This window comes from Kitasatospora sp. UYEF31 (assembly GCF_057291755.1).
In genome coordinates this window covers 1-23,772 of sequence record NZ_JBXAWK010000052.1, presented here as the reverse complement: position 1 = coordinate 23,772, position 23,772 = coordinate 1, and the positions used below count along the sequence as shown (strand labels likewise).

Annotated in this window: 20 protein-coding genes; 2 read left to right on the top strand and 18 right to left on the bottom strand. The window is 67.8% G+C overall.

Features of this window, described 5'->3' with window-relative positions; all coding sequences use genetic code 11:
- Positions 1-12 precede the first annotated feature (12 nt).
- Complete coding sequence (locus tag AC0Z36_RS22735; protein WP_485464861.1) at positions 13-2,208, bottom strand: hypothetical protein; 2,196 nt, start codon at positions 2,206-2,208, stop codon at positions 13-15.
- Positions 2,209-2,745: 537 nt separating this feature from the next.
- Between AC0Z36_RS22735 and AC0Z36_RS22730 the strand changes: the two genes are divergently transcribed.
- Positions 2,746-5,823 carry a LamG-like jellyroll fold domain-containing protein gene (locus AC0Z36_RS22730; protein WP_485464860.1) on the top strand — a complete coding sequence of 1,026 codons (3,078 nt, stop codon included), beginning with the start codon at positions 2,746-2,748 and terminating at the stop codon, positions 5,821-5,823.
- A 62-nt stretch (positions 5,824-5,885) separates the two neighbouring features.
- Here AC0Z36_RS22730 and AC0Z36_RS22725 read toward each other — a convergent pair whose 3' ends face one another.
- From AC0Z36_RS22725 to murA, 4 genes are all read right to left on the bottom strand, one after another.
- Positions 5,886-7,871, bottom strand: coding sequence for a protein meaA (locus tag AC0Z36_RS22725; RefSeq protein WP_485464883.1), 1,986 nt, complete (start codon positions 7,869-7,871; stop codon positions 5,886-5,888).
- A 277-nt stretch (positions 7,872-8,148) separates the two neighbouring features.
- A complete protein-coding gene (locus AC0Z36_RS22720) occupies positions 8,149-8,454 on the bottom strand; it encodes an STAS domain-containing protein (RefSeq protein ID WP_485464859.1) in 306 nt (101 codons plus the stop codon).
- Positions 8,455-8,699: 245 nt separating this feature from the next.
- A complete protein-coding gene (locus tag AC0Z36_RS22715) occupies positions 8,700-9,554 on the bottom strand; it encodes a 3-hydroxyacyl-CoA dehydrogenase family protein (protein WP_485464858.1) in 855 nt (284 codons plus the stop codon).
- A gap of 92 nt (positions 9,555-9,646) precedes the next feature.
- Positions 9,647-10,933, bottom strand: a complete 1,287-nt coding sequence (gene murA, locus AC0Z36_RS22710; protein WP_485464857.1) for a UDP-N-acetylglucosamine 1-carboxyvinyltransferase — start codon at positions 10,931-10,933, stop codon at positions 9,647-9,649.
- A 69-nt stretch (positions 10,934-11,002) separates the two neighbouring features.
- Here murA and AC0Z36_RS22705 point away from each other — a divergent pair, with 69 nt between their 5' ends.
- Positions 11,003-11,575, top strand: a complete 573-nt coding sequence (locus AC0Z36_RS22705) for a cob(I)yrinic acid a,c-diamide adenosyltransferase (RefSeq protein WP_485464856.1) — start codon at positions 11,003-11,005, stop codon at positions 11,573-11,575.
- Positions 11,576-11,779: 204 nt separating this feature from the next.
- Here the strand turns inward: AC0Z36_RS22705 and AC0Z36_RS22700 are convergent, their stop codons facing one another.
- The 13 genes from AC0Z36_RS22700 to AC0Z36_RS22640 form a co-directional block, all read right to left on the bottom strand.
- Entirely contained in the window at positions 11,780-12,307 is a 528-nt protein-coding gene (locus AC0Z36_RS22700; protein ID WP_485464855.1) for a DUF2550 domain-containing protein, read from the bottom strand.
- Positions 12,308-12,417: 110 nt separating this feature from the next.
- Entirely contained in the window at positions 12,418-12,798 is a 381-nt protein-coding gene (locus tag AC0Z36_RS22695; RefSeq protein WP_485464854.1) for a F0F1 ATP synthase subunit epsilon, read from the bottom strand.
- Between the two features lie 326 nt (positions 12,799-13,124).
- Entirely contained in the window at positions 13,125-14,576 is a 1,452-nt protein-coding gene (gene atpD / locus AC0Z36_RS22690; protein ID WP_485464853.1) for a F0F1 ATP synthase subunit beta, read from the bottom strand.
- Between the two features lie 3 nt (positions 14,577-14,579).
- Positions 14,580-15,488, bottom strand: a complete 909-nt coding sequence (locus AC0Z36_RS22685) for a F0F1 ATP synthase subunit gamma (protein WP_485464852.1) — start codon at positions 15,486-15,488, stop codon at positions 14,580-14,582.
- A 20-nt stretch (positions 15,489-15,508) separates the two neighbouring features.
- Positions 15,509-17,161, bottom strand: coding sequence for a F0F1 ATP synthase subunit alpha (gene atpA / locus AC0Z36_RS22680; protein ID WP_485464851.1), 1,653 nt, complete (start codon positions 17,159-17,161; stop codon positions 15,509-15,511).
- Between the two features lie 119 nt (positions 17,162-17,280).
- The gene (locus AC0Z36_RS22675; protein WP_485464850.1) at positions 17,281-18,096 is read right to left on the bottom strand and encodes a F0F1 ATP synthase subunit delta; all 816 of its coding nucleotides are present in this window, start codon (positions 18,094-18,096) and stop codon (positions 17,281-17,283) included.
- Positions 18,096-18,653: a F0F1 ATP synthase subunit B gene (locus AC0Z36_RS22670; protein ID WP_485464882.1), complete on the bottom strand. Its 558-nt coding sequence runs from the start codon at positions 18,651-18,653 to the stop codon at positions 18,096-18,098. Before AC0Z36_RS22670 ends, AC0Z36_RS22675 begins: the two co-directional genes overlap by 1 nt.
- A gap of 50 nt (positions 18,654-18,703) precedes the next feature.
- On the bottom strand, positions 18,704-18,931 hold the full coding sequence (gene atpE / locus AC0Z36_RS22665) for an ATP synthase F0 subunit C (protein WP_485464849.1): 228 nt from the start codon (positions 18,929-18,931) through the stop codon (positions 18,704-18,706).
- Between the two features lie 76 nt (positions 18,932-19,007).
- A complete protein-coding gene (atpB, locus tag AC0Z36_RS22660) occupies positions 19,008-19,823 on the bottom strand; it encodes a F0F1 ATP synthase subunit A (RefSeq protein ID WP_485464848.1) in 816 nt (271 codons plus the stop codon).
- Positions 19,824-19,989: 166 nt separating this feature from the next.
- Positions 19,990-20,217 (bottom strand): AtpZ/AtpI family protein, encoded by a 228-nt coding sequence (locus tag AC0Z36_RS22655; protein ID WP_485464847.1) that lies wholly within the window; start codon positions 20,215-20,217, stop codon positions 19,990-19,992.
- A gap of 70 nt (positions 20,218-20,287) precedes the next feature.
- Entirely contained in the window at positions 20,288-20,740 is a 453-nt protein-coding gene (locus AC0Z36_RS22650) for a Cg1360 family ATP-synthase-associated protein (protein ID WP_485464846.1), read from the bottom strand.
- Positions 20,741-20,912: 172 nt separating this feature from the next.
- The gene (locus tag AC0Z36_RS22645) at positions 20,913-22,163 is read right to left on the bottom strand and encodes an MraY family glycosyltransferase (protein ID WP_485464845.1); all 1,251 of its coding nucleotides are present in this window, start codon (positions 22,161-22,163) and stop codon (positions 20,913-20,915) included.
- A 136-nt stretch (positions 22,164-22,299) separates the two neighbouring features.
- Entirely contained in the window at positions 22,300-23,601 is a 1,302-nt protein-coding gene (locus AC0Z36_RS22640; protein WP_485464844.1) for a serine hydroxymethyltransferase, read from the bottom strand.
- Positions 23,602-23,772 lie beyond the last annotated feature (171 nt).

The following is a 23,772-nucleotide window of genomic DNA, read 5'->3' as shown; positions in this document are numbered from 1 at the left end:
GGGATCTTGCGTTCACGGGGTCGCTGAAGCCGGCGTGCTGCTGCTCGGCTCGCTGACGGGCGGCTCGCTGACGGGCGGCTCGCTGACGGGCGGCGGGCTGGAAGTGGCCGTCGCCGTGCTGGTCGCCCCGCCGGTGCCCGGGCTCCCGCCGACCGGTCCCGTGCCCCCGGGAGCGGTCTCGGTCCTGGTGGCCCTCACCCCACCGGTCCGGGACTCCTCCGTCGTCGCGGACAGCGGTTTTGTCGACCCGTGGCTTGACGCGGAGCTGGTGGCCCCGGGCGTCGTGCCCTTGCGCGAAGCCCCGGGCCTGGCCTCCCCGGTTGTGGCGGGCGCCCCGATGTTCCCCGGGACCCCCACCTCGCCCGCTGTCGCCCGGCCGCCGACCGGCGCGACCTGCCCGCTCCCGACGCCGGCCGGCCGGGGATCGCCCTCCGGCTGCCCGGCACCGCTGCCCATGCCGACCACTGCGGCCAGGGTGAGCGCCAGCACCGCCCCGGCACCCGCGGTGATCAGACTCCGGTGGCCGCCGAACGCCCGGCGGGCCGGCCGGCCGACTGCGGCCGCCCGCTCGCCGCCGGCCAGCGCGAGGAGCCGTCGGCTCGCGGCCAGACCGCGTTTGTCGGCGGTCGAATCACGCAGGCGTACGGCGGCTGTCGCCTCATCGCGCGCGCGCGACTGGTCGTCCGAGCACAGCGCGTACGCCGCGAGTTCGTGGTGGAACCAGGCTTCCTCCTCGACCGCGCCCGCCGTGTGCGCGGCGGCCAGGCCGGTGCGCAGGGCTTCCTCCCAGGCCTCCCAGCGCAGCCCGGCGGCGAAGGCCGGGGCTGCGGTGCGGGCGAGCACCCGGACGGATGATCCCTTGCCCAGGCGTTCGACCGCGCGCAGGCACGCGAGCACGGTGTCCGCCTCGCGGGCCACTTCGGCCGGGGACACCGAGGGGTGCGACACCCACCACGTGAAGTGCTGGACGGCTGCGACGGTCCATGAGGCCGAGCCGCGCACGGTCGGGACGACCGCCTCGGCCACGCCTCCGGCCAGCCGGTAGCGGCCGTGTCCGTGCACGACCAGGCCCGCCGCGACAAGTTCGCGCGCTGCGGCGTCGGCGTCGTCGGCGCCGGTGAGCGCGGGCAGGTGGACGGGCTCAGGGATCTCGCCGTCGAGCGCCGACGCGAGGCGCAGCACCTGTGAGGCGGGCCGGGAGAGCAGCGGGACGAGGCGCGGGACGAAGGTCTCGGGTTCACCGGGTGACGGCAGTTCGGTCAGCCGGTCCGGGTGGTTGCGGGCGAAGTCCCCGGCGGGCTCCCGGAACTGGTCGGTGCCGAAGAGCCGGTTGTAGATCTCCGGGTCGGGCGCGCGGCGGGACAGCAGCGCGCCGGCCTGGACGAACCGGCCGGGGTTGCCGAGGGTCTCGAACCACAGTGCGGCGGCCCAGGCCAGTTCTTCGTCGTCGAGGGTGCGTCCGGCGGCGGACTCCAGGAGGGTGAGTGCCTCGTCCTGGGGCAGGCCGCCCAGGGTGTGTTCGTACCAGCCCGACTCCTGGCGCAGTCCGGGTTCGCCGCCGGTCGGGACGCTCGCGATGAGGAACGCGCACTCGGGTGCGAGGCTGAGGAGTTCCGCCAGCCGGACGGGGCTCAGCGCGAGGTCGTCGATGACGACCAACGCGGCCACGGAGTGCAGGAGTCCGGCGAGGGCCGTCCGGGAAGGGCGGTGCACGGGGCCGTCGAAGCAGCCTTCGTACAGCTGCTGGAGCAGGTCGTCCAGGCCGCGTCGGTGGCCGTCGAGGACGATGACACCGTCGGGCGCCCCGGCGGGGTCGGCGGCCGCGAGGTGGCGCAGGAGTGTGCTGCGGCCGATGCCCGCGGGTCCGGCGATCCGGATGGACGCTCCACGTGCCAGGAGCGCGGAGAGCGCGGCGGTCTCACCGTCGCGGCCCAGGAGTGCGGGACCCGGCGGCGCGGGCCTGCCGGGGATGCGCTGGCCCACCGCTCGCTGCCCCGCCCCGCGCGGCTCGGGGCGGGGACGGGCGAGCACGGGTAGCGGGACGACCTCGCTGCCGTCGGCGCCGCCGACGGTGAGAAGGAAGTCGCCGGCGGGGATCTGGGTGGCGGAGAGCTGTGTGGCGGGCAGCAGCGGAGCGGGTCCTGTCCCGTAGTCAGAGCTGTGCGGAGGCACGTCTTCCGGTCCCGGTCTGCGCGGACTGGCGTTCATGGTTCTCCCCCGTGTTCCCGTGTTGTGCGCGGGACCTGTCACGGCAGTGAAGACCACTGCGGGTGACCGCCCGGCGGATCAGTCTGCCCAGATGTGATCGTTTCTGATATGCCGTACGGCACTTCGTGACGTGATCGACATCGCGCTCTGTAGGTGACGAGCTGGTCACCACCGGGCAAGTCTGGCACCGACCAGACCGTGCGGTACGCGACCAGGCCCCCTTTCGCGGTTTCTCCACACCTTCGATACCCGGAAGTTCGAGACGCAGTACGCGGATACGACCGGATCATGGCCGGATCATGGCCGGAACTCAAACAGGCCTGGTTGATTTTCAGCACACCTGGGCGTTTGTTGACGGAACCTCAAAGATCTTTTCAAAAACGGCGGCCGGAGCGTCCCGGGTGAGTCCTACGGTGCTCGAGGTACGCCCGTGCAGGGCGTGTCGCAGGGAGAAACGTCCCATCCCGTACGCGAACTCCTGGGGGAGAGCCGCCCATGTCCCGAACCGCGTCATCCCGTAAGAGAACAAAACATCCCGTGGGACCGGTGGGCCGCCTGCGGCTGCCCGTCGTGCTGGTCGCGCTGCTCACGCTCTGCGCCACGCTGCTCGGGGCTTCACCGGCGGCCAACGCCGAGGACCCCACGCTGTCCCGGCCGCCGGGGCCGGAGATCTTCACGGGTCAGAACGGTCAGAACGGTCAGAACGGCCAGAACAGCCAGAACAGCCAGAACAGTCAGAACGACCAGAACAGCCGGAACGGCCAGGGCGCGAAGAGCACCGCGGCGTCCGCCGTACCGGCCCGTTTCCGGGATGATCCGGTGCTCACCGGGCTCACCCAGCCCACCGACGTCGCCTTCGCCAAGGACGGCCGGGTGTTCGTCGCGGAGAAGTCCGGCGTCGTCAAGGTCTTCACGTCGATCACGGACACCACACCGACGGTCTTCGCCGACCTGCGGGCAAATGTGCACAACTACTGGGACCGCGGCCTGCTCGGCCTGACTCTGGCCCCGAACTTCCCGACGGACCCTTCGGTGTACGTGCTGTACGCGTACGACGCCCCGCCGGGGAAGACCGCGCCCTACTGGGGCAACGCGACCAGTCTCGAAGACGACTGTCCGAGCCCGCCGGGCGCCCAGCAGTTCGGCTGTGTGGTCACCGGGCGGCTGTCCAAGCTGACGGCCACCGGGAACACCGCCGGACCCGAGCAGGTGCTCGTCCAGGGCTGGTGCCAGCAGTTCCCGTCGCACTCCACCGGGTCGCTGGCGTTCGGCAAGGACGGCTACCTTTACGCCTCTGCCGGGGACGGCGCGAGCTTCGACTTCGCCGACTACGGACAGACCGGCGGCAGCGGGCCGATCCCGGGCAAGGACCCGATCCCCGCGAACCCCTGCGGTGACGCACCGTCAGCAGTCGGGACGCCGTTGACCGCGCCGACCGCCGAAGGCGGGGCGCTGCGCGCCCAGGACTACCGGACGACCGGCGACCCGCAGGCCCTCAACGGCTCGGTGATCAGGATCGACCCGCAGACCGGCGCGGGCGCCCCGGGCAACCCCCTGGCGTCCAGCCCGGACGCGAACGCGCGCCGCCTGGTGGCGGCCGGGATGCGCAACCCGTTCCGGATCGGCGTGCACCCGGACACCGGGGACGTCTGGGCCGGTGACGTGGGCTGGGGCACCTGGGAGGAGATAGACCGCATCCAGGTGTCCGGCGCGGTGGGCAACTTCGGCTGGCCCTGTTATGAGGGGGCCGGGCGGCAGTCCGGGTACGAGTCGATCGGGCTCAACCTGTGCTCCAGCCTGTACAACCAGGGCGCGGGCGCGGTGAAGGCCCCCTTCTACGCCTACGACCACGGCACGGCCGTGGTCCCGAACGACGGCTGCCCGACCGGGAACGGTTCCGCGATCTCCGGCACCGCGTTCGCGACCGCCGCGAACTACCCGGCGGAGTACCGCAACGCGATGTTCTTCGCCGACCACTCACGCCGCTGCATCTGGACGATCGGCGCGGGCGCGGACGGCCAGCCGGACGCGTCGAAGCGAAAGGTGTTCGCCACCCAGGTGAACCCGGTGCAGGTGGTCGCCGGACCGTCCGGTGAGATCTTCTACGTCGGATTCGAGGACGGGGCGGTCCACCGGATCAGCTACAGCGGCCAGCAGCCGATCGGAAAGATCACCACCGACCGGACCACCGGGACGGTGCCGCTGACGGTCGCCTTCAACGGCTCGGGTTCGAGCGACCCTGACGGCGAAGTCCTCACCTATGCCTGGGACTTCGACGGTAACGGCACAACGGACTCGACCCTCGTGAACGCTTCCTTCACGTACACGACCCCCGGTTCCTATCAGGCGAAACTTCGGGTCACCGACCCCGTGGGGCTCTTCGACGAGAAGACCGTCACCATCACCGCGGGCAACGCCCCGCCGGTGCCGGTGATCGACAGTCCGGCCGGGACGCTGACGTGGAAGGTCGGCGACGTCATCCCGTACAGCGGCCACGCCACCGACCCGCAGGACGGCAACCTGCCCGCGTCGAAGCTGAGTTGGAAGGTCGTGATGCACCACTGCACAACGGTCACGGACTGCCACGAACACCAGATCACCGGCCAGGACGGAACGGCTAGCGGCAGCTTCACGGCGGTCGACCACGAATACCCGTCATGGCTGGAGCTGCGGTTGACCGCGACGGACTCGGGGGGCCTGAGCGCGTCGACGAGTGTACGGCTGGACCCGAAGACTGCGGCCATCACCCTGGCGAGCAGTCCGACGGGCCTCAATCTCGGGTTCTTCCAGTCGAAGCTGCCAACTCCCTTCAGTCGCACGGTCATCGTCGGCGGCACCTCGTCGGTCGCCGCACCTTCACCGCAGACGCTGAACGGGAAGACGTACGAGTTCGCCTCCTGGTCGGACGGCGGTGCCGCGGCGCACAACATCACCAACCCGGCTGCGGCGGCGACGCTGACCGCGACGTACCGCGAGGTCACCGTTCCTCCGGTGGCCGGCCTGGTGGCTGCCTACGGCTTCAACGCGGGCAGCGGCACCACTGTCGGCGACTCCTCGGGAAGCGGTAACGGCGGCACCGCCACGGGGGCCGTGTGGACCGCCGGGCACAGCGGCAACGCCCTTTCCTTCAACGGTACTTCGTCGATGGTTACGGTCGCGGACAGCAACTCCCTCGACCTGAACTCCGGGATGACGCTGGAAGCCTGGGTCAAGCCGACGACGGCGGGAACCACGTGGCGCAGCGTGCTGCTGAAGGAGCGGGACAACGGACTGTCGTACGGCCTGTACTCCTCGGGCGACGACGGACCGGCCGGCTACGCGCGGATCGGTTCCCAGGACCAGAGCGCGGGTTCGCCGAACGCCCTCCCCGCGAACACCTGGACGCATCTCGCCATCACCTATGACGGCGCGGTCATGCGGTTCTACGTGAACGGCGTCCAGGTGGGCAGCCGCAACCAGACCGGTGCGATCGTGACCGGTACGGGGGCGCTGCGGATCGGCGGGAACTCCGTGTGGGGCGAGTACTTCGCCGGGACGGTCGACGATGTCCGGGTCTACAACAAGGCTCTGACGGCAGGTGAGGTCACGGTGGACATGAACACAGCCGTGAACTGAAAAGACAGCGGGCCGGGCACGGGGTCTCCCCGGGCCCGGCCCGCCGCCGGCCAGGACGGAGTTCAGACCCCGACGGGCACGTCCAGGCCGTTCGCTTCGCGGATGACCTCGACGATGCGGCCCATGATGCCGGTGATGCCGAAGTCCTTCGGGGTGAAGACGGCCGCCACGCCCTGGGCCTTCAGTGCCGCGGCGTCGGCCAGCGGGATGATCCCGCCGACGATGACCGGCACGTCGTCGATCCCGGCCTCGCGCATCAGCTTCAGCACGTCGGGGATCAGTTCGAGGTGCGATCCGGACAGGATCGACAGGCCCACGCAGTGGACGTCCTCCTCGACGGCTGCCGCGACGATCTGAGCCGGTGTCAGCCGGATGCCCTGGTAGACGACTTCGAAGCCGACGTCGCGGGCCCGTACGGCGATCTGCTCCGCGCCGTTCGAGTGGCCGTCGAGGCCGGGCTTGCCGACGAGGAGTCGCAGTCGCCCGCCCAGTTCCTCACCGGTGCGCCGGACCGCCGCGCGGACGGTCGTGATCTCCTCGCCGCCGCCGTCGGCCATACCGACCACGCCGGAGACGCCCGTCGGCGCGCGGTACTCGCCGAACTCGTCGCGCAGTGCCTGCGACCACTCGCCGGTGGTGACCCCGGCGCGCACGCACTCCAGAGTGGCGGGCATGAGGTTCACCTGCTCAGTGTTCTTCCAGGCGCGGGCATCCTCCCGCAGCTTGTCCATCGCCCGCCGCACCATGGCGTCGTCACGCTGCGCGCGCCAGTCCCGTACGGCTTCGACTGCCGCTTTCTCGCCGGCCGGGTCGATCGTCTGGATGGCCGCGTCCAGGTCGGCGGTCAGCGGGTTGACCTCGGTGGTCTCGAACTTGTTGACGCCGACGACGACTTCGCTGCCGCCTTCGATGCGCGCGCGGCGACCGGCGTGCGAACCGACGAGTTGCGACTTCATGTAGCCGGACTCGATCGCGGCGACCGCGCCGCCCATGTCCTGGACCCGCTGGATCTCGTCCTTGGCCCCGGCGATGAGGTCGGCGACCTTGGCCGCGATCACGTGCGAACCGTCGAAGATGTCCTCGTACTCCAGGAGGTCCGACTCGTACGCCAGGACCTGCTGGATACGCAGCGACCACTGCTGGTCCCACGGGCGCGGCAGGCCCAGCGCTTCGTTCCAGGCCGGGAGCTGTACGGCCCGCGCGCGGGCGTCCTTCGAGAGTGTCACCGCGAGCATTTCCAGCACGATGCGCTGGACGTTGTTCTCCGGCTGAGCCTCCGTCAGGCCGAGCGAGTTGACCTGCACGCCGTAGCGGAACCGGCGCTGCTTGGCGTCGGTGATGCCGTAGCGCTCAGCGGTGATCTCGTCCCACAGCTGGACGAACGCCCGCATCTTGCACATCTCTTCGACGAACCGCACACCGGCGTTGACGAAGAAGGAGATGCGCTGGACCACTTCGCCCATGCGCTCCTGCGGGACCTGGCCCGAGTCGCGGACCGCGTCGAGGACGGCGATCGCCGTGCACATCGCGTACGCGATCTCCTGCACGGGTGTGGCCCCGGCCTCCTGCAGGTGGTAGCTGCAGATGTTGATCGGGTTCCACTTGGGGATGTTCGTGACCGTGTACGCGATGCTGTCGGTGATGAGCTTCAGCGAAGGACCCGGCGGGAACACGTAGGTGCCGCGGGAGAGGTATTCCTTGATGATGTCGTTCTGTGTGGTGCCGGCCAGTTTGGTGATGTCGGCACCCTGCTCCTCGGCGGCGACCTGGTAAAGCGCCAGCATCCACAGCGCCGGGGCGTTGATCGTCATCGAGGTGTTCATCGAGTCCAGCGGGATGCCGTCGAACAGTTGCCGCATGTCGCCGATGTGGCTGACCGGTACGCCGACCTTGCCGACCTCGCCGCGGGCGAGTTCGTGGTCCGGGTCGTAGCCGGTCTGGGTGGGCAGGTCGAACGCGACCGACAGGCCGGTCTGGCCCTTGGCGAGGTTACGGCGGTACAGCGCGTTGGACTCCTTCGCCGAGGAGTGCCCGGCATAGGTGCGCATGACCCAGGGGCGGTCCCGCTTCACCGCCGGACTGTCATCGGCGGGTTGCTGCGCGGGCTGAGCTGAGGGATTCTGGCTCGCCACTGTCGGACCTCCACTAGAAGTTCCGGGCCCTGAGACGGTACGCGCTGCCGGCCGTGAGGGTCGGCCCCGACGATCTGGATCACCCGGGGCCCGGTCCGGCGCACGCCGCATGCACGGCCCTACCTGCCCGGAGTCTACTGAGGGGTAACCGGTAACGGGAGGGTGGTCCTTGACACATCCCGCGCTGCCGTTGTTACACGATGGCACTGGCCTCGACAGCGAGGATGCGGTGCAGTCTGGTGATCATCAGGGCCCGGTGCACCTGCGGGGTGACCCCGCGCAGGACCAGGCGGCGCTCCCGGCGGCCCGCCCTGCGGTGCAGCCGGACGATCAGGCCCAGCCCGGTGGCGTCGACACTGCCGACCTTGGACAGGTCAAGGACCATGTCCCCGTCGCCGCGGTCCACCGCGGCGTCCGCCCGTGTCCGGACATCAGCGGCCGTACGGACGTCCAGTACGCCTTCGAAGTGAAGCTCACGCTGGTCTCCCCAGACGTGCATCCAACCCTCCCCGGTCCTCCCCAAGTCTCACCTGCCACTGTGCTCACGGCTCTCGGCCGTCATCAGCACAACAGCGACACTGCCCATACGTTCGGATTTATCTCACCGGTTCACCCGAACTGATGAAGGAAATGTGGGAGTTGCAGGAATCCGATGCGGTAAAGGAGGGAATTCCGGAGACGCCGAAGGGCCGGTCCGTACGGACCGGCCCTTCGAGGGATTCAGCGGGTCCTGCCCGCTGGTGCTTACTTTTCGTATGTGTAAAAACCCTTACCGGACTTCCGGCCGAGGTCTCCGGCGGTGACCATACGGTTGAGGAGCTCCGGCGGTGCGAACTTCTCGTCCTTCGTCTCCTCGTAGATGTTCGAGGCGGCGTTGCGCATGATGTCCACGCCCGTGAGGTCGATTGTGGTCAGCGGGCCCATCGCGTGGCCGAAGCCCAGCTTGCAGGCGATGTCGATGTCCTCGGCCGTGGCGACACCGGACTCGAACAGCTTGACCGCTTCGACGGACAGCGCGGCGATCAGCCGGGTGGTGACGAACCCGGCCACGTCGCGGTTGACCACGATGCAGGTCTTGCCGACCGCCTCGGCCACCTCACGGGCGACCGCGAGGGTCGCGTCCGTGGTCTTGAAGCCGCGGACCAGCTCGCACAGCTGCATGAGCGGCACCGGCGAGAAGAAGTGCATGCCCACGACGGATTCCGGACGCGAGGTCACCGCGGCGATCTGGGTGATCGGGATCGCCGAGGTGTTGGAGGCGAGCACCGCGCCCGGCTTGCAGACACGGTCGAGCTCGCGGAAGACCTCGGCCTTGACCTCGAACTTCTCGAAGACTGCTTCGATGACGAGGTCGGCGTCGGCGACGTCGGCCAGTTCGGTGGTCGTCGTCAGCCGGGTGAGCGCCGCGTCGGCGTCGGCCTGCGAAAGCTTGCCCTTCGAGACGAACTTCGCGTACGAGGCCTTGATGCCGTCCAGGCCCCGGGCCAACGCGGCGTCGGTGACGTCCCGCAGGACGACCTCGTAGCCCGCCTGTGCGGCAACCTGCGCGATGCCCGCACCCATCAGACCAGCGCCGATGACAGCGATCTTCTTGCTCACAGCTCGTACCTCTTTCCGGGATGCCCTGATGCAGGCAGCTTCTCAGAAGCGCGGCCCGGCCTCGCGTCCGGGCGGAGCTTTCAGCAGCAGAGTCAGAAGCCGAGCCCGGCCTCGGGGTCGGGCTCGCGCACGATAGTCGCGCCCAGCGCGGTCAGCTGCTCGACCCAGCCCGCGTAACCACGGTCGATGTGGTGCACACCGCTGACCGTCGTATCACCGTCGGCCACCAATCCGGCCAGGACCAGCGCCGCGCCGGCCCGGATGTCGGCGGTCAGGACGGGGGCCCCGGACAGCTGGTCCACCCCCCGGACGATCGCGTGGTGCCCGTCGGTCCGGATGGACGCACCGAGTCGCAGGAGTTCCTGGAGGAACACAAAACGTGCCTCGAACAGGTTTTCGGTGATCATCGCCGAGCCGTCGGCGACGGTGTTCATCGCGGCGAAGAACGGCTGCATGTCGGTCGCGAAGCCGGGGTACGGCAGCGTGACCACGTCCACGGCGGTGGGTCTGCGGTCCATCCGCACCCGGAACCCGTCCGGCACGATGTCGACTGTCGCGCCGGCCACCGTCAACTTGTCGAGCGCGATCTCCAGGTGCTCCGGGCGGGAGTTCAGGACGGTCACGTCGCCCCTGGTCATCGCCGCGCCGACGGCAAAGGTCGCGGCCACGATCCGGTCGGGGACGGTCGTGTGCCGTACGGGATACAGCTTGTCGACGCCCTCGATGGTGATCGTCGACGACCCGGCGCCGTCGATCTTCGCGCCCATCTCCTGGAGCATCTCGCAGATGTCGACGATCTCCGGCTCACGGGCCGCGTTGTCGATCATGGTGACGCCATCCGCGAGGACCGCCGCCATCAGGATGTTCTCGGTCGCGCCGACGCTCGGGAAGTCGAGCCACACGTTCGTGCCGCGCAGCCCCTTGGGGGCCTTGGCGATCAGGAAACCGTGCTCGTTCTCGACGGTGGCACCCAGCTTCACCAGGCCGTCGATGTGCATGTCCAGGCCGCGGGAGCCGATCGCGTCACCGCCCGGGTACGCGACATGCACCTCACCGCAGCGGGCCAGCAGCGGCCCGAGCACGCAGATCGACGCGCGCATGCGGCGCACGAGGTCGTAGTCAGCCTCGAATCCCGGCTCCGCCGGTACGTCGATGGTGAGCGTGCGCGACACCTCGCCCGTGCTCTCGACCGTGCAGCCGAGCCGCCGGAGCAGCTCGCTCATGATCTCCACGTCGAGGATGCCCGGCACCTCCTCCAGCACCGTCGTGCCCTCGGCGAGAAGAGCCGCCGCCATGAGCTTGAGGGCGCTGTTCTTCGCGCCCGTGATTCGTACTTCGCCGGCGAGCCGCGCTCCGCCTGTCACCCGGAACCTGTCCATCCGGACATCGTATTGCCCCAAACCCCCTGGTCACGACGAGCCGGGGTGCCGCACGCTAACCTCACGCCCATGGTCAACCTCACGCGTATCTACACCCGTACCGGCGATGACGGCACCACCCGTCTGGGCGACATGTCCAAGACAACGAAAACCGACCCCCGGCTGTCGGCCTACGCCGACGTCGACGAGGCCAACTCGGTCATCGGCCTGGCCCTGGCGATGGGCGCCCTGGAGGAGGACGTGGTCACACTGCTGACCCGCATCCAGAACGACCTGTTCGACGTCGGCGCGGACCTGTGCACGCCGGTCGTGGAGAACCCGGAGTACCCCCCGTTGCGGGTCGAACAGCAGTACATCGACGCGCTCGAAGCAGCGTGCGACAAGTACAACGAGGAACTGCCGAAGCTGAAGAGCTTCATCCTGAACGGCGGCACTCCCGGCGCCGCCTACCTGCACCAGGCCCGTACGGTCTGCCGCCGCGCGGAGCGCACCACGTGGGCTGCCCTTGAGGTGCACGGCGAGACGATGAACGTCCTGACGGCGAAGTACCTCAACCGCCTGTCGGACCTGCTGTTCATCCTGGCCCGCTACGCCAACCGTGTCACGGGCGACCCGCTATGGGTGCCGGGCGCCAACCGTTAGCAGTATCCCAACAACAGCAACAGCAACAGCAACAGCAACAGCGACAGCGACTGAGCGAAGCGAAGGAGCGCGTCCGGAGGACGCAGCTTTTCCGGGCGACGCACGGGCGCCGAGTGGCTCCGGAGCGAAGCGACGGAGGGGGCACCTCCCGGACGGAGTCTGGGGGAACGAGGAAAACGCCCGTGCCTGGAGCCCGGCGTAAACTCAAGCTACGTTGACGCGTTGGCCGGGGGGCGCGGCCTCAAGCCAGGCCAGGAACCCGGTCAGCGCGTCGTCGCTCATCGCAAGTTCGATGTCCGCGCCGTTGTGGCGGGCCTCCAGGACCACGGACCCGGCGAGCAGCGCCAGTTCCTCCTGGCCCACGGGCAGTCGTTTGCCGACCACCTCGATGTCGTGGCGCTCCATGACGCGGCGGGGTCGCGGCGAGTAGCTGAAGACGCGGAACCATTCGATCTGGTCGCCGCTGTAGCGGCCGATCCCGAAGACCCAGCCTTTGCCGTGGTCCACGGGGACCACCGGCCCGGAGCCCTCAGCGGACTCGGTGCCGGGCGCTTCGTCCCCGGCCGACTGCGGGGCGTCGAGGGACGGGCGGCCGTCCGTGTGCACGCGCAGCGAGCAGTCGAACGTGCCGCCGGGGCGCTGGACCAGATGCCGGCGCAGCGCGAACGCCGCCACCCCCAACGCAGCCAGGACCACAACACCGACGATGGACAGCACGATTGCGAGGATCATCCTGATCGACCTCCTCGCTCCCGCTGAACGCGCTTACGGTGCCGTGGCCCTGCTGGGGGTACTGCTGGTGTTGCCTGTTACTGCTTGTACTGCTTGAAGACCGGGTGGTCTCAGTGGTCGGTTCCGACGCCGGCGGCCCGCAGGCGGGTCTCCGCACGGCGCTCAGCCGAGGCGTCCTGGGCCGAACCCGCCGTCTCCTTGGCGCGCTGGGCGCGGTCGACGTCGATCTCGTCGGCCAGCTCGGCGATCTCCGCCAGGATGGAAAGGTTGTTGTCGGCGTACGAGACGAAACCGCCGTGCACGGCCGCGACGACAGTGCCGCCGTCAGCCTGACGGATGGTCACCGGACCCGACTCGAGGACACCGAGGATCGGCTGGTGTCCTGCCTGGACTCCGATGTCGCCGTCGGTCGTACGGGCGATGACGATGGTGGCCTCGCCGGACCACACCTTGCGGTCGGCCGCGACCAGCTCGACATGCAGCTCAGCCAAGGTGGCTCCTCAAGTCGTACCCGCGAGACAGCACGCGGGTGAGGTCAGGATAACGGTCGCCGGGACCCCGGAACCAACCGGCTCAGCCGATCGGACCCCCGGCGGGGTGGGCTGCCCTTCCGTACGGGAGGACAACCCGGTCAGCGCTGAGGGGCGGGCGGTGAGACCGGCCGCCCCTCAGTGCCTACTTCTACAGCGATGGTCGCGTAGCGGACCGGAGCGCAGCCGAAGGCTGCGGCCGTTCCGGCGGCGCGCTGAGGCGGCGACGTTACGTGAGCGAAGCGAACGTAACGTCGCCCTCAGTGCTTGGAGCCGGTATCAGCAGGTCACTTCTTGTTGAGCTCGAAGATGGCCTTTTCAAGGTCGTCCAGGCCACCGAGCATGAAGAACGCCTGCTCGGGTGCGTGGTCGTACTTGCCGTCAGCGATCGCGTTGAACGCCTCGATGGTCTCCGACAGCGGAACGTCGGAACCGTCGAGACCCGTGAACTGCTTCGCCACGTGGGTGTTCTGCGACAGGAACCGCTGGATACGCCGCGCACGGTGGACGGTGAGCTTGTCCTCTTCGGAAAGCTCGTCCATACCGAGGATCGCGATGATGTCCTGGAGGTCCTTGTACTTCTGCAGGATGTTCTTGACCCGCATGGCGGTGTCGTAGTGCTCCTGGCCCACGTACCGCGGGTCGAGGATGCGGGACGTCGAGTCCAGCGGGTCCACGGCCGGGTAGATGCCGAGCTCCGAGATCGGACGCGAGAGCACCGTGGTGGCGTCGAGGTGCGCGAACGTCGTGGCCGGAGCCGGGTCGGTCAGGTCGTCCGCGGGGACGTAGATCGCCTGCATCGAGGTGATCGAGTGACCGCGGGTCGAGGTGATGCGCTCCTGGAGCACACCCATCTCGTCGGCCAGCGTCGGCTGGTAGCCCACCGCGGAGGGCATCCGGCCGAGCAGGGTCGACACCTCGGAACCGGCCTGGGTGAACCGGAAGATGTTGTCGATGAAGAGCAGAACATCCTGCTTCTGCACATCGCGGAAGTACTCCGCCATGGTCAGGGCAGAAAGCGCCACGCGCAGACGGGTGCCCGGGGGCTCGTCCATCTGGCCGAAGACCAGCGCAGTCTGTTCGAAGACGCCGGCCTCCTTCATCTCTTCGATGAGGTCGTTGCCCTCACGGGTGCGCTCGCCGACGCCGGCGAACACCGAGACGCCCTCGTGCAGCTTGGCCACACGGACGATCATCTCCTGGATGAGCACCGTCTTACCGACGCCCGCTCCGCCGAAGAGGCCGATCTTTCCACCCTTGACGTACGGGGTGAGAAGGTCGATGACCTTGATGCCGGTCTCGAACATCTCGGTCTTCGAGTCGAGCTGGTCGAAGGCCGGGGCCTTGCGGTGGATGCCCCAGCGCAGTTCCGGCTTGAAGGTCTCCGGGTCCGCGTTGAGCACCTCACCGAGGGCGTTGAAGACCTTGCCCTTGGTGATGTCGCCGACCGGCACCGTGATCTGCTCGCCGGTGTTGGTGACGACAGCGCCGCGGACGAGGCCGTCGGTCGGCTGCATGGAGATGGCACGGACGAGGCCGTTGCCGAGGTGCTGCTCGACCTCAAGGGTCAGCGTCTTCATCTCGGCCAGCGGCGCGTCGCCGTCGACATCCGCCTGGACGTGCAGCGCGTGGTAGATCCCCGGCATGGCGTCGACGGGGAACTCCACGTCGACGACCGGGCCGATGACCCGCGCGACACGACCGGTCGCCGTGATCGTCGTGTCAGTGGTCGTGGTCATGTGTTAGTCACTCCCCGCGTTCGCATCGGCCATGGCGTTGGCGCCGCCGACGATCTCGCTGATTTCCTGGGTGATCTCCGCCTGACGCGCGTTGTTCGCCAAACGCGTCAACGTACGGATGAGGTCTTCGGCGTTGTCGGTAGCCGACTTCATCGCCCGGCGCCGGGCCGCGTGCTCGGAAGCAGCGGACTGGAGCAGCGCGTTGTAGATGCGGCTCTCGATGTACCGCGGCAGCAGGGCGTCGAGGACGCCCTCCGCCGAAGGCTCGAACTCATAGAGCGGGAAGGTGCCGCCGGGCGGCTCCTCCTCCGTCTCTTCGACGACCAAGGGCAGGATGCGCGAGGCAACCGGCTTCTGGGTCAGCATCGAGACGAACTCGGTGGAGACGATGTGGATCTCGTCCACGCCGCCTTCCTCGGTGGGCGTCACGAACGCGTCGAGCAGTGCGCCCGCCACCTTCTTGGCATCCGCGTACTGCGGATTGTCCGAGAAGCCGTGCCACTGGCCGTCAAGCTCCAGGTTGCGGAACTTGTAGAAGCCGGTGCCCTTGCCGCCGATGACGTAGCGGCGTACTTCCTTGCCCTCGGACCGCAGCAGCTCGCTGAGCTGCTGCGCTTCCTTGATGGCGCTGGAGTTGTACGCCCCCGCGAAGCCGCGGTCGCTGGTGACCAGCAAGACCGCGGCACGCGTGGGCTTGGACACCGCTGTGGTCAGCGGGTGCTTCGCGTTGGAGAAGGTAGCGACCGCCGACACCGCGCGGGTGAGCTCGATCGCGTACGGCTTGGACGCGGCAACGCGCTGCTGCGCCTTGACGATCCGCGACGCCGCGATGAGTTCCTGGGCGCGCGTGATCTTCTTGGTCGCCGACACGGACTTGATCCGCCGTCGGTAGACCCGAAGTTGGGCTGCCATCGGTCAGGACTCTCCGTTCGTCACTTCTTGTCGGCCGGAGGAACGTGCTTCTTGATGGTCTCCTGGCCGGCCGCGTCCTTGGACAGGGCCGAGACGGGAGCATCGTTGACCAGCAGGCTGCCGTCACGCACGGTGAAGGTGTTCTTGAAGGTCTTGATGGCCGCGTCGAGCGCGTCCTTCGTACCGTCGTCCATCTTCTTGCCCGACTCGCGGATGGTCTCCAGCACAGCGGCGTGGCTGCTGCGCAGGAACTCCAGGAGCCCGGTCTCGAAGCGGCGGATGTCCTCCACCGGGACGTCGTCCAGGCGGCCGGTGGTGCCGGCCCAGATGGAGACGACCTGCTCCTCCATCGGGAACGGCGCGTACTGACCCTGCTTGAGCAGCTCGACCATGCGGGCGCCACGCTCGAGCGCGGCCCGCGAGGTCGGGTCCAGGTCGGAACCGAAGGACGCGAACGCCTCCAGCTCGCGGTACTGGGCCAGGCCCAGACGCAGCTGGCCGGCCACGTCCTTCATCGCCTTCGTCTGCGCGGATCCACCGACTCGGGAGACGGAGATACCGACGTTGACAGCGGGGCGGACACCCTGGTTGAAGAGGTCCGACTCGAGGAAGCACTGACCGTCGGTGATCGAGATCACGTTGGTCGGGATGTACGCCGAGACGTCGTTGCCCTTGGTCTCGATGATCGGCAGGCCGGTCATCGAACCCGCGCCCAGCTCGTCCGAGAGCTTCGCGCAACGCTCGAGGAGACGTGAGTGCAAGTAGAAGACGTCTCCGGGGTAGGCCTCGCGCCCCGGCGGACGACGAAGGAGCAGGGACACGGCGCGGTACGCCTCGGCCTGCTTCGTCAGGTCGTCGAACACGATGAGGACGTGCTTGCCCTGGTACATCCAGTGCTGGCCGATGGCCGAACCGGTGTACGGAGCGAGGTACTTGAAGCCGGCCGGGTCCGAAGCGGGGGCGGCGACGATGGTGGTGTACTCCATCGCGCCGGCCTCTTCGAGGGAACGACGGACCGCAGCGATCGTCGAACCCTTCTGACCGATGGCCACGTAGATGCAGCGGACCTGCTTGGTCGGGTCGCCCGACTTCCAGTTGTCCCGCTGGTTGATGATCGTGTCGACGCAGACCGCGGTCTTGCCGGTCTGCCGGTCGCCGATGATCAGCTGACGCTGACCGCGACCGATCGGGGTCATCGAGTCGATGGCCTTGATGCCGGTCTGCATCGGCTCGTGGACCGACTTGCGGTGCATGACGCCGGGAGCCTGAAGCTCCAGCGCGCGCCGGCCCTCGGGGACGATCTCGCCGAGACCGTCGATCGGTGCGCCGAGGGGGTCGACAACGCGGCCGAGGAAGTTGTCGCCGACGGGGGCGGACAGCACCTCGCCGGTACGACGGACCTTCTGGCCCTGTTCGACGCCGGCGAAGTCACCAAGGATGACGACGCCGATCTCGTGGACGTCGAGGTTCTGGGCCAGACCCAGGGTGCCGTCTTCGAACTTCAGCAGCTCGTTGGTCATGACCGAGGGCAGACCCTCGATCTTCGCAATGCCGTCGAAAGCCTGGGTGACAGTACCGACCTCTTCGCGTGAGGCTGCGTCGGGCTTGAAGTCCTCGACGAAGCGCTCAAGGGCGTCCCGGATCTCCTCCGGCCGGATCGTGAGCTCCGCCATCTGGTGTCCCTGCTCTCCTAGGTGGTGGGGAACGGTCCGTTGTCCTCCGGTCAACCCGGCGACGATGTCGTACCGCAGTAATGCAATTTCAAGTATTCGGTCCGGCTGCAGTGCGGGCTTCAGCCCGAGATGCGCCGGCCGGCCTCGTCCAGCTTGGTGGCGGTGCTGCCATCGATGATGTCGTCACCGATCTCCACCCGTACGCCGCCGAGGACCTCGGTGTCGATTTCGACGTTGAGGTGCACGGTGCGCCCGTAGAGCTTGCCCAGCGCCGCCGTGAGGCGGGTGCGCTGCTCTTCGGTGAGCGGCATCGCGACCGTCACCAGGCCGACCATCCGCCGGCGGCGTGCTGCCGCCAGGTTCTGGTACGAGTCCAGCGACGATTCCAGGCTACGGCCGCGCGGGGTGGAGACCACTCGGGTCACCAGCCGCTCGGTGACCGGCTGCACCTTGCCCGCGAGCAGACCCGAGACGAGCTCGGACTTGCGGGTGTCGGTGACCGCCGGGTCGGTCAGCGTGGAGCGCAGCGAGCGCTCCGCGTTGACGATGCGGCCGAAGCGGAACAGCTCGTCCTCGAGATCGTCGAGCTTGCCGTCGCGCTCCGCGATGATCAGCTCGGCGTCCACGGACAGTTCGTCCACGGCGTCGGCCAGGTCACGCGGAACGGACCAGTTCGCCCGGGCCATACCGGCCAGCAGATCGGCGACCGGGCCACCGACCTTGCCCGCGAAGAGCGAGCCCATGAGCTGCGCCTTGGACTCGCCGGTGCGGGCCGAGTCGGTCAGCGTGCGGCGCAGGGCCACGTTGCTGTCCAGGACCTGGGTCACCGAGTAGAGCTCGGCGGCCACCTGGGCCATGTCGGTCGTGGTCGCGGTGGCGAGGGCGTCGAGACGCTCCCTGGCCGCGGCCATCGACTCCCGGCTGGCGCCCAGCATCAGGAAACCTTTGCCGAAGAGCCGGCCTCGGCGTCAGCCTTGGCCTCAAGCTCCTCAAGGAAGCGGTCGACGATGCGGCGCTGGCGCGCCTCGTCCTCAAGGGACTCACCGACGATCCGGCCGGCCAGCTCAGTGGCGAGCTTGCCGAACTCCTGGCGGAGCACGTTGGAGGCCTGCTTGCGGTCGGATTCGATCTGCGCGTGACCTGCCGCGACGATCTCGTCCTTGATCCGCTGGCCTTCTTCGCGCATGTCCGCGATGGCTGCCGCGCCGGACTCCTTGGCCTTCTGGAGTTCAGCGTTCTGCTCGCGGCGTGCGTCGGCGAGCTCGGTGCGGTAGCGCTCGAGCTCTGCCTGGGCCTGGGCCTGTGCCTCTTCGGCACGTACCAGGCCGCCTTCGATGGCGTCCGTGCGATCAGCCAGCGTCTTGGCGATCTTGGGAAGAAGGATCTTCCACATGACCGCGAAGACGATGAGGAACGCCACGCCACCGATGATGATCTCGTCGAGCGGCGGAAGAAGCGGGTTCTGCTTCTCCGTGCTGGCCAAGAAGGAAATCACGGTGCGGGAACCTCCGTCAGGGGGTTAGGCGTCTTGTTGAGGAGACGTCAGAGACCGAAGACGAACGGCATGACGATGCCGATGAGGGCGAGTGCCTCGACCAGCGCGAAGCCGATGAACATGTTGGAGCGGATCATGTTGGCAGCCTCAGGCTGGCGGGCCATGGCCTGCACGCCGTTACCGAAGATGATGCCGACGCCGACGCCCGGGCCGATGGCCGCGAGGCCGTAGCCGATGGAACCGAGGGAGCCGGAGACCTCAGCGAGGGTGTTCATGGGGGGGTTTCCTTTTTTCGAGGCCGGCAGGCATTCCACCGGACGACGGTTTGAGGAGAAGGATGGCTTGGGGTTCTCAGTGCTCTGCTTCGAGTGCACCGGAGATGTAGGAGGCCGTCAGCATCGTGAAGATGTAGGCCTGAAGCGCCTGGATCAGCAGCTCGAACGCCACGAGCGCGACCACTACGACGAACGAGGTCGCCGAGTAGAACATCGCGTCAACCCGGGGTGCCAGGAGGTACCAGGCACCGACCGAGAACGTCACGATCAGCATGTGACCGGCGAACATGTTCGCGAACAGTCGGACGGCCAGGGTGAACGGTCGCACGATGACGCCGGAGAGCAGTTCGATCGGCGCAAGGAGGATGTAGATCGGCCACGGCACGCCGGGCGGGAACATCATGTTCTTGAAGTAGCCGACGAAGCCCTGGTTCTTGATACCCAGGATCAGGTACGTGAGCCAGACCATCAGCACGATCGACACAGGGAAGGCGATCCGTGAGGTCGCCGGGAACTGCGCGAACGGGATGATCGACATCACGTTCATGATCCAGACGAAGAAGAACATCGAGAACAGGAAGGGGACGAACTTGTCGCCCTTCTTGCCGATGGTCTCCCGCGAGATCTGGTCGCGGACGAAGAGGTAGCCGATCTCGCCGAGCGACTGCACCTTGCCGGGCACCAGCTTCGGTTTGGCGAAGGCGCTCCAGAAGAACGTCACCACCAGCGCGACGCAGATGACCGTCAGAAGCATCGGCTTGGTGAAGTCGAAACCGCCGATGCTGAAGATCGGCTTGAAATCGAAGACGTTCAGACCCGGCGCCGGGAAACCACACCCGGAGAACAGGTGGCAATTGCTCTCGCTGGCGAGCACCCCTACGTCAGCACTCACCGCGGACTCCTTCGACGTGAAGCATCTGTTACGTCAACCTCGATGTGTCGGCGTGGCGCAAATCCACGGAGCGGCACTGTTACCTGGTCTGTCTTGGTCGTGCTGGGTGTTCGTGTGGGGCAGTGCCGCACGTTCGGGAGGGTCTGCGAACGTGGTCCGGCACTGGTCACGACGGCATTCTTCCGTAGCGGAGGTAAACCAGCCACATCGACAGAATGACGCCGGTGACGATTCCGATCGGCAGGAAGAGCGCGTCGTACCCGGTCCACCGGTCGATCAGCCAGCCAAGGCCCCCGTAGAAGAACATTCCACCGAGGATGTAGCTCATGATCGACCAGGCACCGTTGGACAGTCCCTGGTTCAGATCCTCAGGGTTTCCCTTGGACCCGCTCACACCGCACCGGACAATAGCAGCAGCGCGGGGTCTGGATCACGCCAGGGTCGGGGACTGTGCAGTGAATTGATCATTGCTTCCCGTCCGGTGATCCGACCTCGTCGGTGGCCGTGCTCCGGGCCGTCTCTTCCGCGGGTTCCACGTAGAGCATCTTCAACTTGAGGAAGGCCCGCACCTGGAAGGTGACCCACACCAACGCGCAAGCCAACACGGTCAGCCCGAAGGCTTTGGTGTTGAAGAGATTGGTGTTCTTGAAGAGGCTCATGAACAACCCGAGCACCAGGATCTTCACCAGATAGGTGGCCAGCGCGACGTTCATGAGCATGTCCGGGTTGGAGCGGGACACCCGGCTCATCACCAGTTGCGATACGGCGAAGAAGCCGATCACCAGGACCGCTGCGGACAGCGCCCCGATGACCCCTTTGCCGCCGGCCAGCACGAAGGACACGATTGCGGCCACGACTCCGACGATTGCCGTCGGGATCGCAGCGTCCTTCAGGACGCGCGCATCGTTCGCCTGCATGTCAGTTCTCCGACATCGGGTTCGTGGACAGGGGTTGACAGGAACGTATGACCTGGCGAAACCAAGCTGGCGCTGTTCAGAGCTCCGTCACCACGCTCAGCGCGTCCCGGAGGTTCTATTCGGCCCATAGCCCTAGTTCGTGAACAGTATCACAAACTATTTGAGCAGAGCTTTACCCATTCGTGTGTACAAGCTCACAGCTATCCGACGGCTCATCTGGCCCCGGACCTGCGGTTCCACCACGCTTTCGACGCCTGTCCCGGCGGTAGCGCGGGGGCACGAACGAATACAGCCATCTGGGCGCATGCGGGCGCAACGGAAGCAGCAGGACCACAAGCCCGAAGGCCATCAGCCCGAGTCCGACGTACACGATCGGCCGGCGGTCGGGGCTGACAGACAACAGCACGGTGAAGCCGGCGATCAGTCCCGACCAGAAGTACATGATCATGACGGCCCGGCTGTGCGAGTGGCCGATCTCCAGGAGCCGGTGGTGCAGGTGCCCCTTGTCCGCGGCGAACGGCGACTGGCCGGCCCAGCCGCGCCGCAGCACCGCGAGGACCAGGTCCATGAACGGCACGATCAACACCGCGAACGGCAGCACCAGCGGAATGTAGACAGGCACCAGCTTGTGGGTGGCGAAGGCCTCGGATCCACCCGACTCGGCGGCGAACACGTCAGGGTCGAGGCGGCCGGTCAGGGTGACGGCGGCGGCGGCCAGCATCAGGCCGATCAGCATCGACCCGGAGTCGCCCATGAAGATCCGCGCCGGGTGCAGGTTGTGCGGCAGGAAGCCCAGGCACATCCCGATCAGCAGGGCGCTGAACAGTGTGGGCGCGGCGGTGCCGTAGATCGTGTAGCCGAACCACAGGCGGTACGAATAGAGGAAGAACGCCCCGGCGGCGATGCACACCATGCCGGCGGCCAGCCCGTCCAGGCCGTCCACGAAGTTGACCGCGTTGATCGTCAGGACGACGACCCCGATGGTGAGCAACGCGCCCTGGGTGGGGGTCAGCGACACGGTGCCGATACCCGGGATCGGCAGGAAGAGGATCACGATCCCCTGCCAGACCATCACTCCGGCGGCCAGCGCCTGGCCGAGCAGTTTGATGATCGCGTCGACGCCCCACTTGTCGTCGATGACGCCGAGCAGGCAGATCAGCGCACAGCCGGACAACAGGGCCTGGACATCAGTGGAGTCATCGAAGACGACGGCCATGCCGGGCAGGTGCCGGGCGATCAGCAGTCCGGCGCACAGTCCGCCGAACATCGCCATACCGCCCAGGCGCGGGGTGGGTTCCTTGTGGACATCGCGGTCGCGGATCTCCGGCATCGCGCCCGCGGCGATCGCGAACCTGCGAACCGCGCCTGTCAGCAGATAGGTGACAGCCGCGGCTACGAACAACGTGAGCAGGTACTCGCGCAAGACTCAAGCCACCGTTCAGGCTCCGACATGGTTTTGGTGCCACCCGCACCTATGAGGACACCTGGACCGGGTGCACAGTTCCAGCGCGCCACGATCGCATAAGCCGGTGTACGTATTCCAGCCGGGCCGCCTGAACTCACACGGATCGCGGATAGGCCGGGCACCTGCCGGTCAGCTCGGCGACCGTGGCGGCGATGCCCGCTGCGGCGTTGCCGTCAGCATCCCGTACGGCCTGGCCGATCAGGCTGGCGATCTCCTTCATGTGCCCCTCGGTCATGCCCTGAGTGGTCACCGCCGGGGTCCCGACCCTGATGCCGGAGGAGATCATCGGCTTGGCCGGGTCGAACGGGATGGCGTTCTTGTTCAGCACGATACCCGCCCGGTCGCAGCGCGCCTCGGCCTCCCGGCCGCTGACCGGGGCGCCCCCTACATCAAGACCACGCAGGTCGAGTAGGGCCAGATGGGTGTCCGTACCGCCGGACACCGCCCGCATGCCCTCGGCCTCCAGTCCCGCGGCGAGCGCCTGCGCGTTGACGATCACCTGGTGCGTGTACGTACGGAACGACGGCTTCGCGGCTTCGCGCAGCGCGACGGCCTTCGCGGCGACCGCGTGCATCAGCGGGCCTCCCTGGCTGAAAGGGAACACCGCCTTGTCGATCCGCCCGGCCAGTTCCTCCCGGCAGAGGATCATGCCGCCGCGCGGGCCGCGCAGGACTTTGTGCGTCGTGCAGGTGACAACGTCCGCGTACGGGACGGGAGACGGGACGGAGCCGCCTGCGACAAGACCGATGAAGTGTGCGGCGTCCACCATCAGGTAGGCGTCGGCCTCATCAGCGATCTGTCGAAAGATAGAGAAGTCGATAAGTCGCGGATAGGCAGTCGCACCGCAAATGATCATTTTCGGCCGGTGTTGCAACGCCAGGTCCCTGACCTGGTCGTAGTCGATGGTCTCGGTGTCCTCGCGGACGCCGTACGCCACCGTGTTGAACCAGCGCCCGGAGAAGTTCACCCTCGACCCGTGAGTGAGGTGACCGCCGTGCGGGAGTGACATCGCCAGGACCGTGTCACCGGGGACGAGCAGAGCCGCGTATACGGCGAGGTTCGCCGAGGCGCCCGCGTGTGGTTGCACATTGGCGTGCCCCGCGCCGAACAGGTCCTTCGCGCGGGTGACGGCCAGCCGCTCGGCCACGTCCACCTGCGCGCAGCCGCCGTAGTAACGGCGCCCCGGATAGCCCTCGGCGTACTTGTTCGACAACGTAGAGCCGAGGACCGCGAGCACCGCGGGTGAGGTGAAGTTCTCGCTGGCGATCAGTTGGAGGGTGCCGCGCTGCCGTTCCAGCTCCCCCGTGACCACGGCGGCGATCTCCGGATCCTCCCGGGCGAGCAGACCGAAGTCGGGACCCCAGAAGGTTTCGGCGGCGGGAATGGAGGTGCCCATGGCACGGCTCCTTAAGAACAGGGAGGCGGACGGCCTCCACTGTAAGGCGATGAGGCGTACGTCATACAAGAGCGCGTGGAGCCCAATCGACGAGCCAAGCCGTACGAGGCGACGGGCGCGAAGCGTCCCGAGCGCGGGCGGAGCCCGCGTCCTGCGGGGGCGACGCGCTGA

What these genes read in the sequence shown, in the direction of transcription:
- AC0Z36_RS22735 (WP_485464861.1), bottom strand. Translation starts at nt 2,208, where the DNA reads ATGAACGCCAGTCCGCGCAGACCGGGACCGGAAGACGTGCCTCCGCAC.
- AC0Z36_RS22725 (WP_485464883.1), bottom strand. Translation starts at nt 7,871, where the DNA reads ATGCGCACCTATGCCGGGCACTCCTCGGCGAAGGAGTCCAACGCGCTG.
- AC0Z36_RS22720 (WP_485464859.1), bottom strand. Translation starts at nt 8,454, where the DNA reads ATGCACGTCTGGGGAGACCAGCGTGAGCTTCACTTCGAAGGCGTACTG.
- murA (WP_485464857.1), bottom strand. Translation starts at nt 10,933, where the DNA reads ATGGACAGGTTCCGGGTGACAGGCGGAGCGCGGCTCGCCGGCGAAGTA.
- AC0Z36_RS22705 (WP_485464856.1), top strand. Translation starts at nt 11,003, where the DNA reads ATGGTCAACCTCACGCGTATCTACACCCGTACCGGCGATGACGGCACC.
- AC0Z36_RS22700 (WP_485464855.1), bottom strand. Translation starts at nt 12,307, where the DNA reads ATGATCCTCGCAATCGTGCTGTCCATCGTCGGTGTTGTGGTCCTGGCT.
- atpD (WP_485464853.1), bottom strand. Translation starts at nt 14,576, where the DNA reads ATGACCACGACCACTGACACGACGATCACGGCGACCGGTCGTGTCGCG.
- AC0Z36_RS22685 (WP_485464852.1), bottom strand. Translation starts at nt 15,488, where the DNA reads ATGGCAGCCCAACTTCGGGTCTACCGACGGCGGATCAAGTCCGTGTCG.
- atpA (WP_485464851.1), bottom strand. Translation starts at nt 17,161, where the DNA reads ATGGCGGAGCTCACGATCCGGCCGGAGGAGATCCGGGACGCCCTTGAG.
- AC0Z36_RS22675 (WP_485464850.1), bottom strand. Translation starts at nt 18,096, where the DNA reads ATGCTGGGCGCCAGCCGGGAGTCGATGGCCGCGGCCAGGGAGCGTCTC.
- atpE (WP_485464849.1), bottom strand. Translation starts at nt 18,931, where the DNA reads ATGAACACCCTCGCTGAGGTCTCCGGCTCCCTCGGTTCCATCGGCTAC.
- AC0Z36_RS22650 (WP_485464846.1), bottom strand. Translation starts at nt 20,740, where the DNA reads ATGCAGGCGAACGATGCGCGCGTCCTGAAGGACGCTGCGATCCCGACG.
- AC0Z36_RS22640 (WP_485464844.1), bottom strand. Translation starts at nt 23,601, where the DNA reads ATGGGCACCTCCATTCCCGCCGCCGAAACCTTCTGGGGTCCCGACTTC.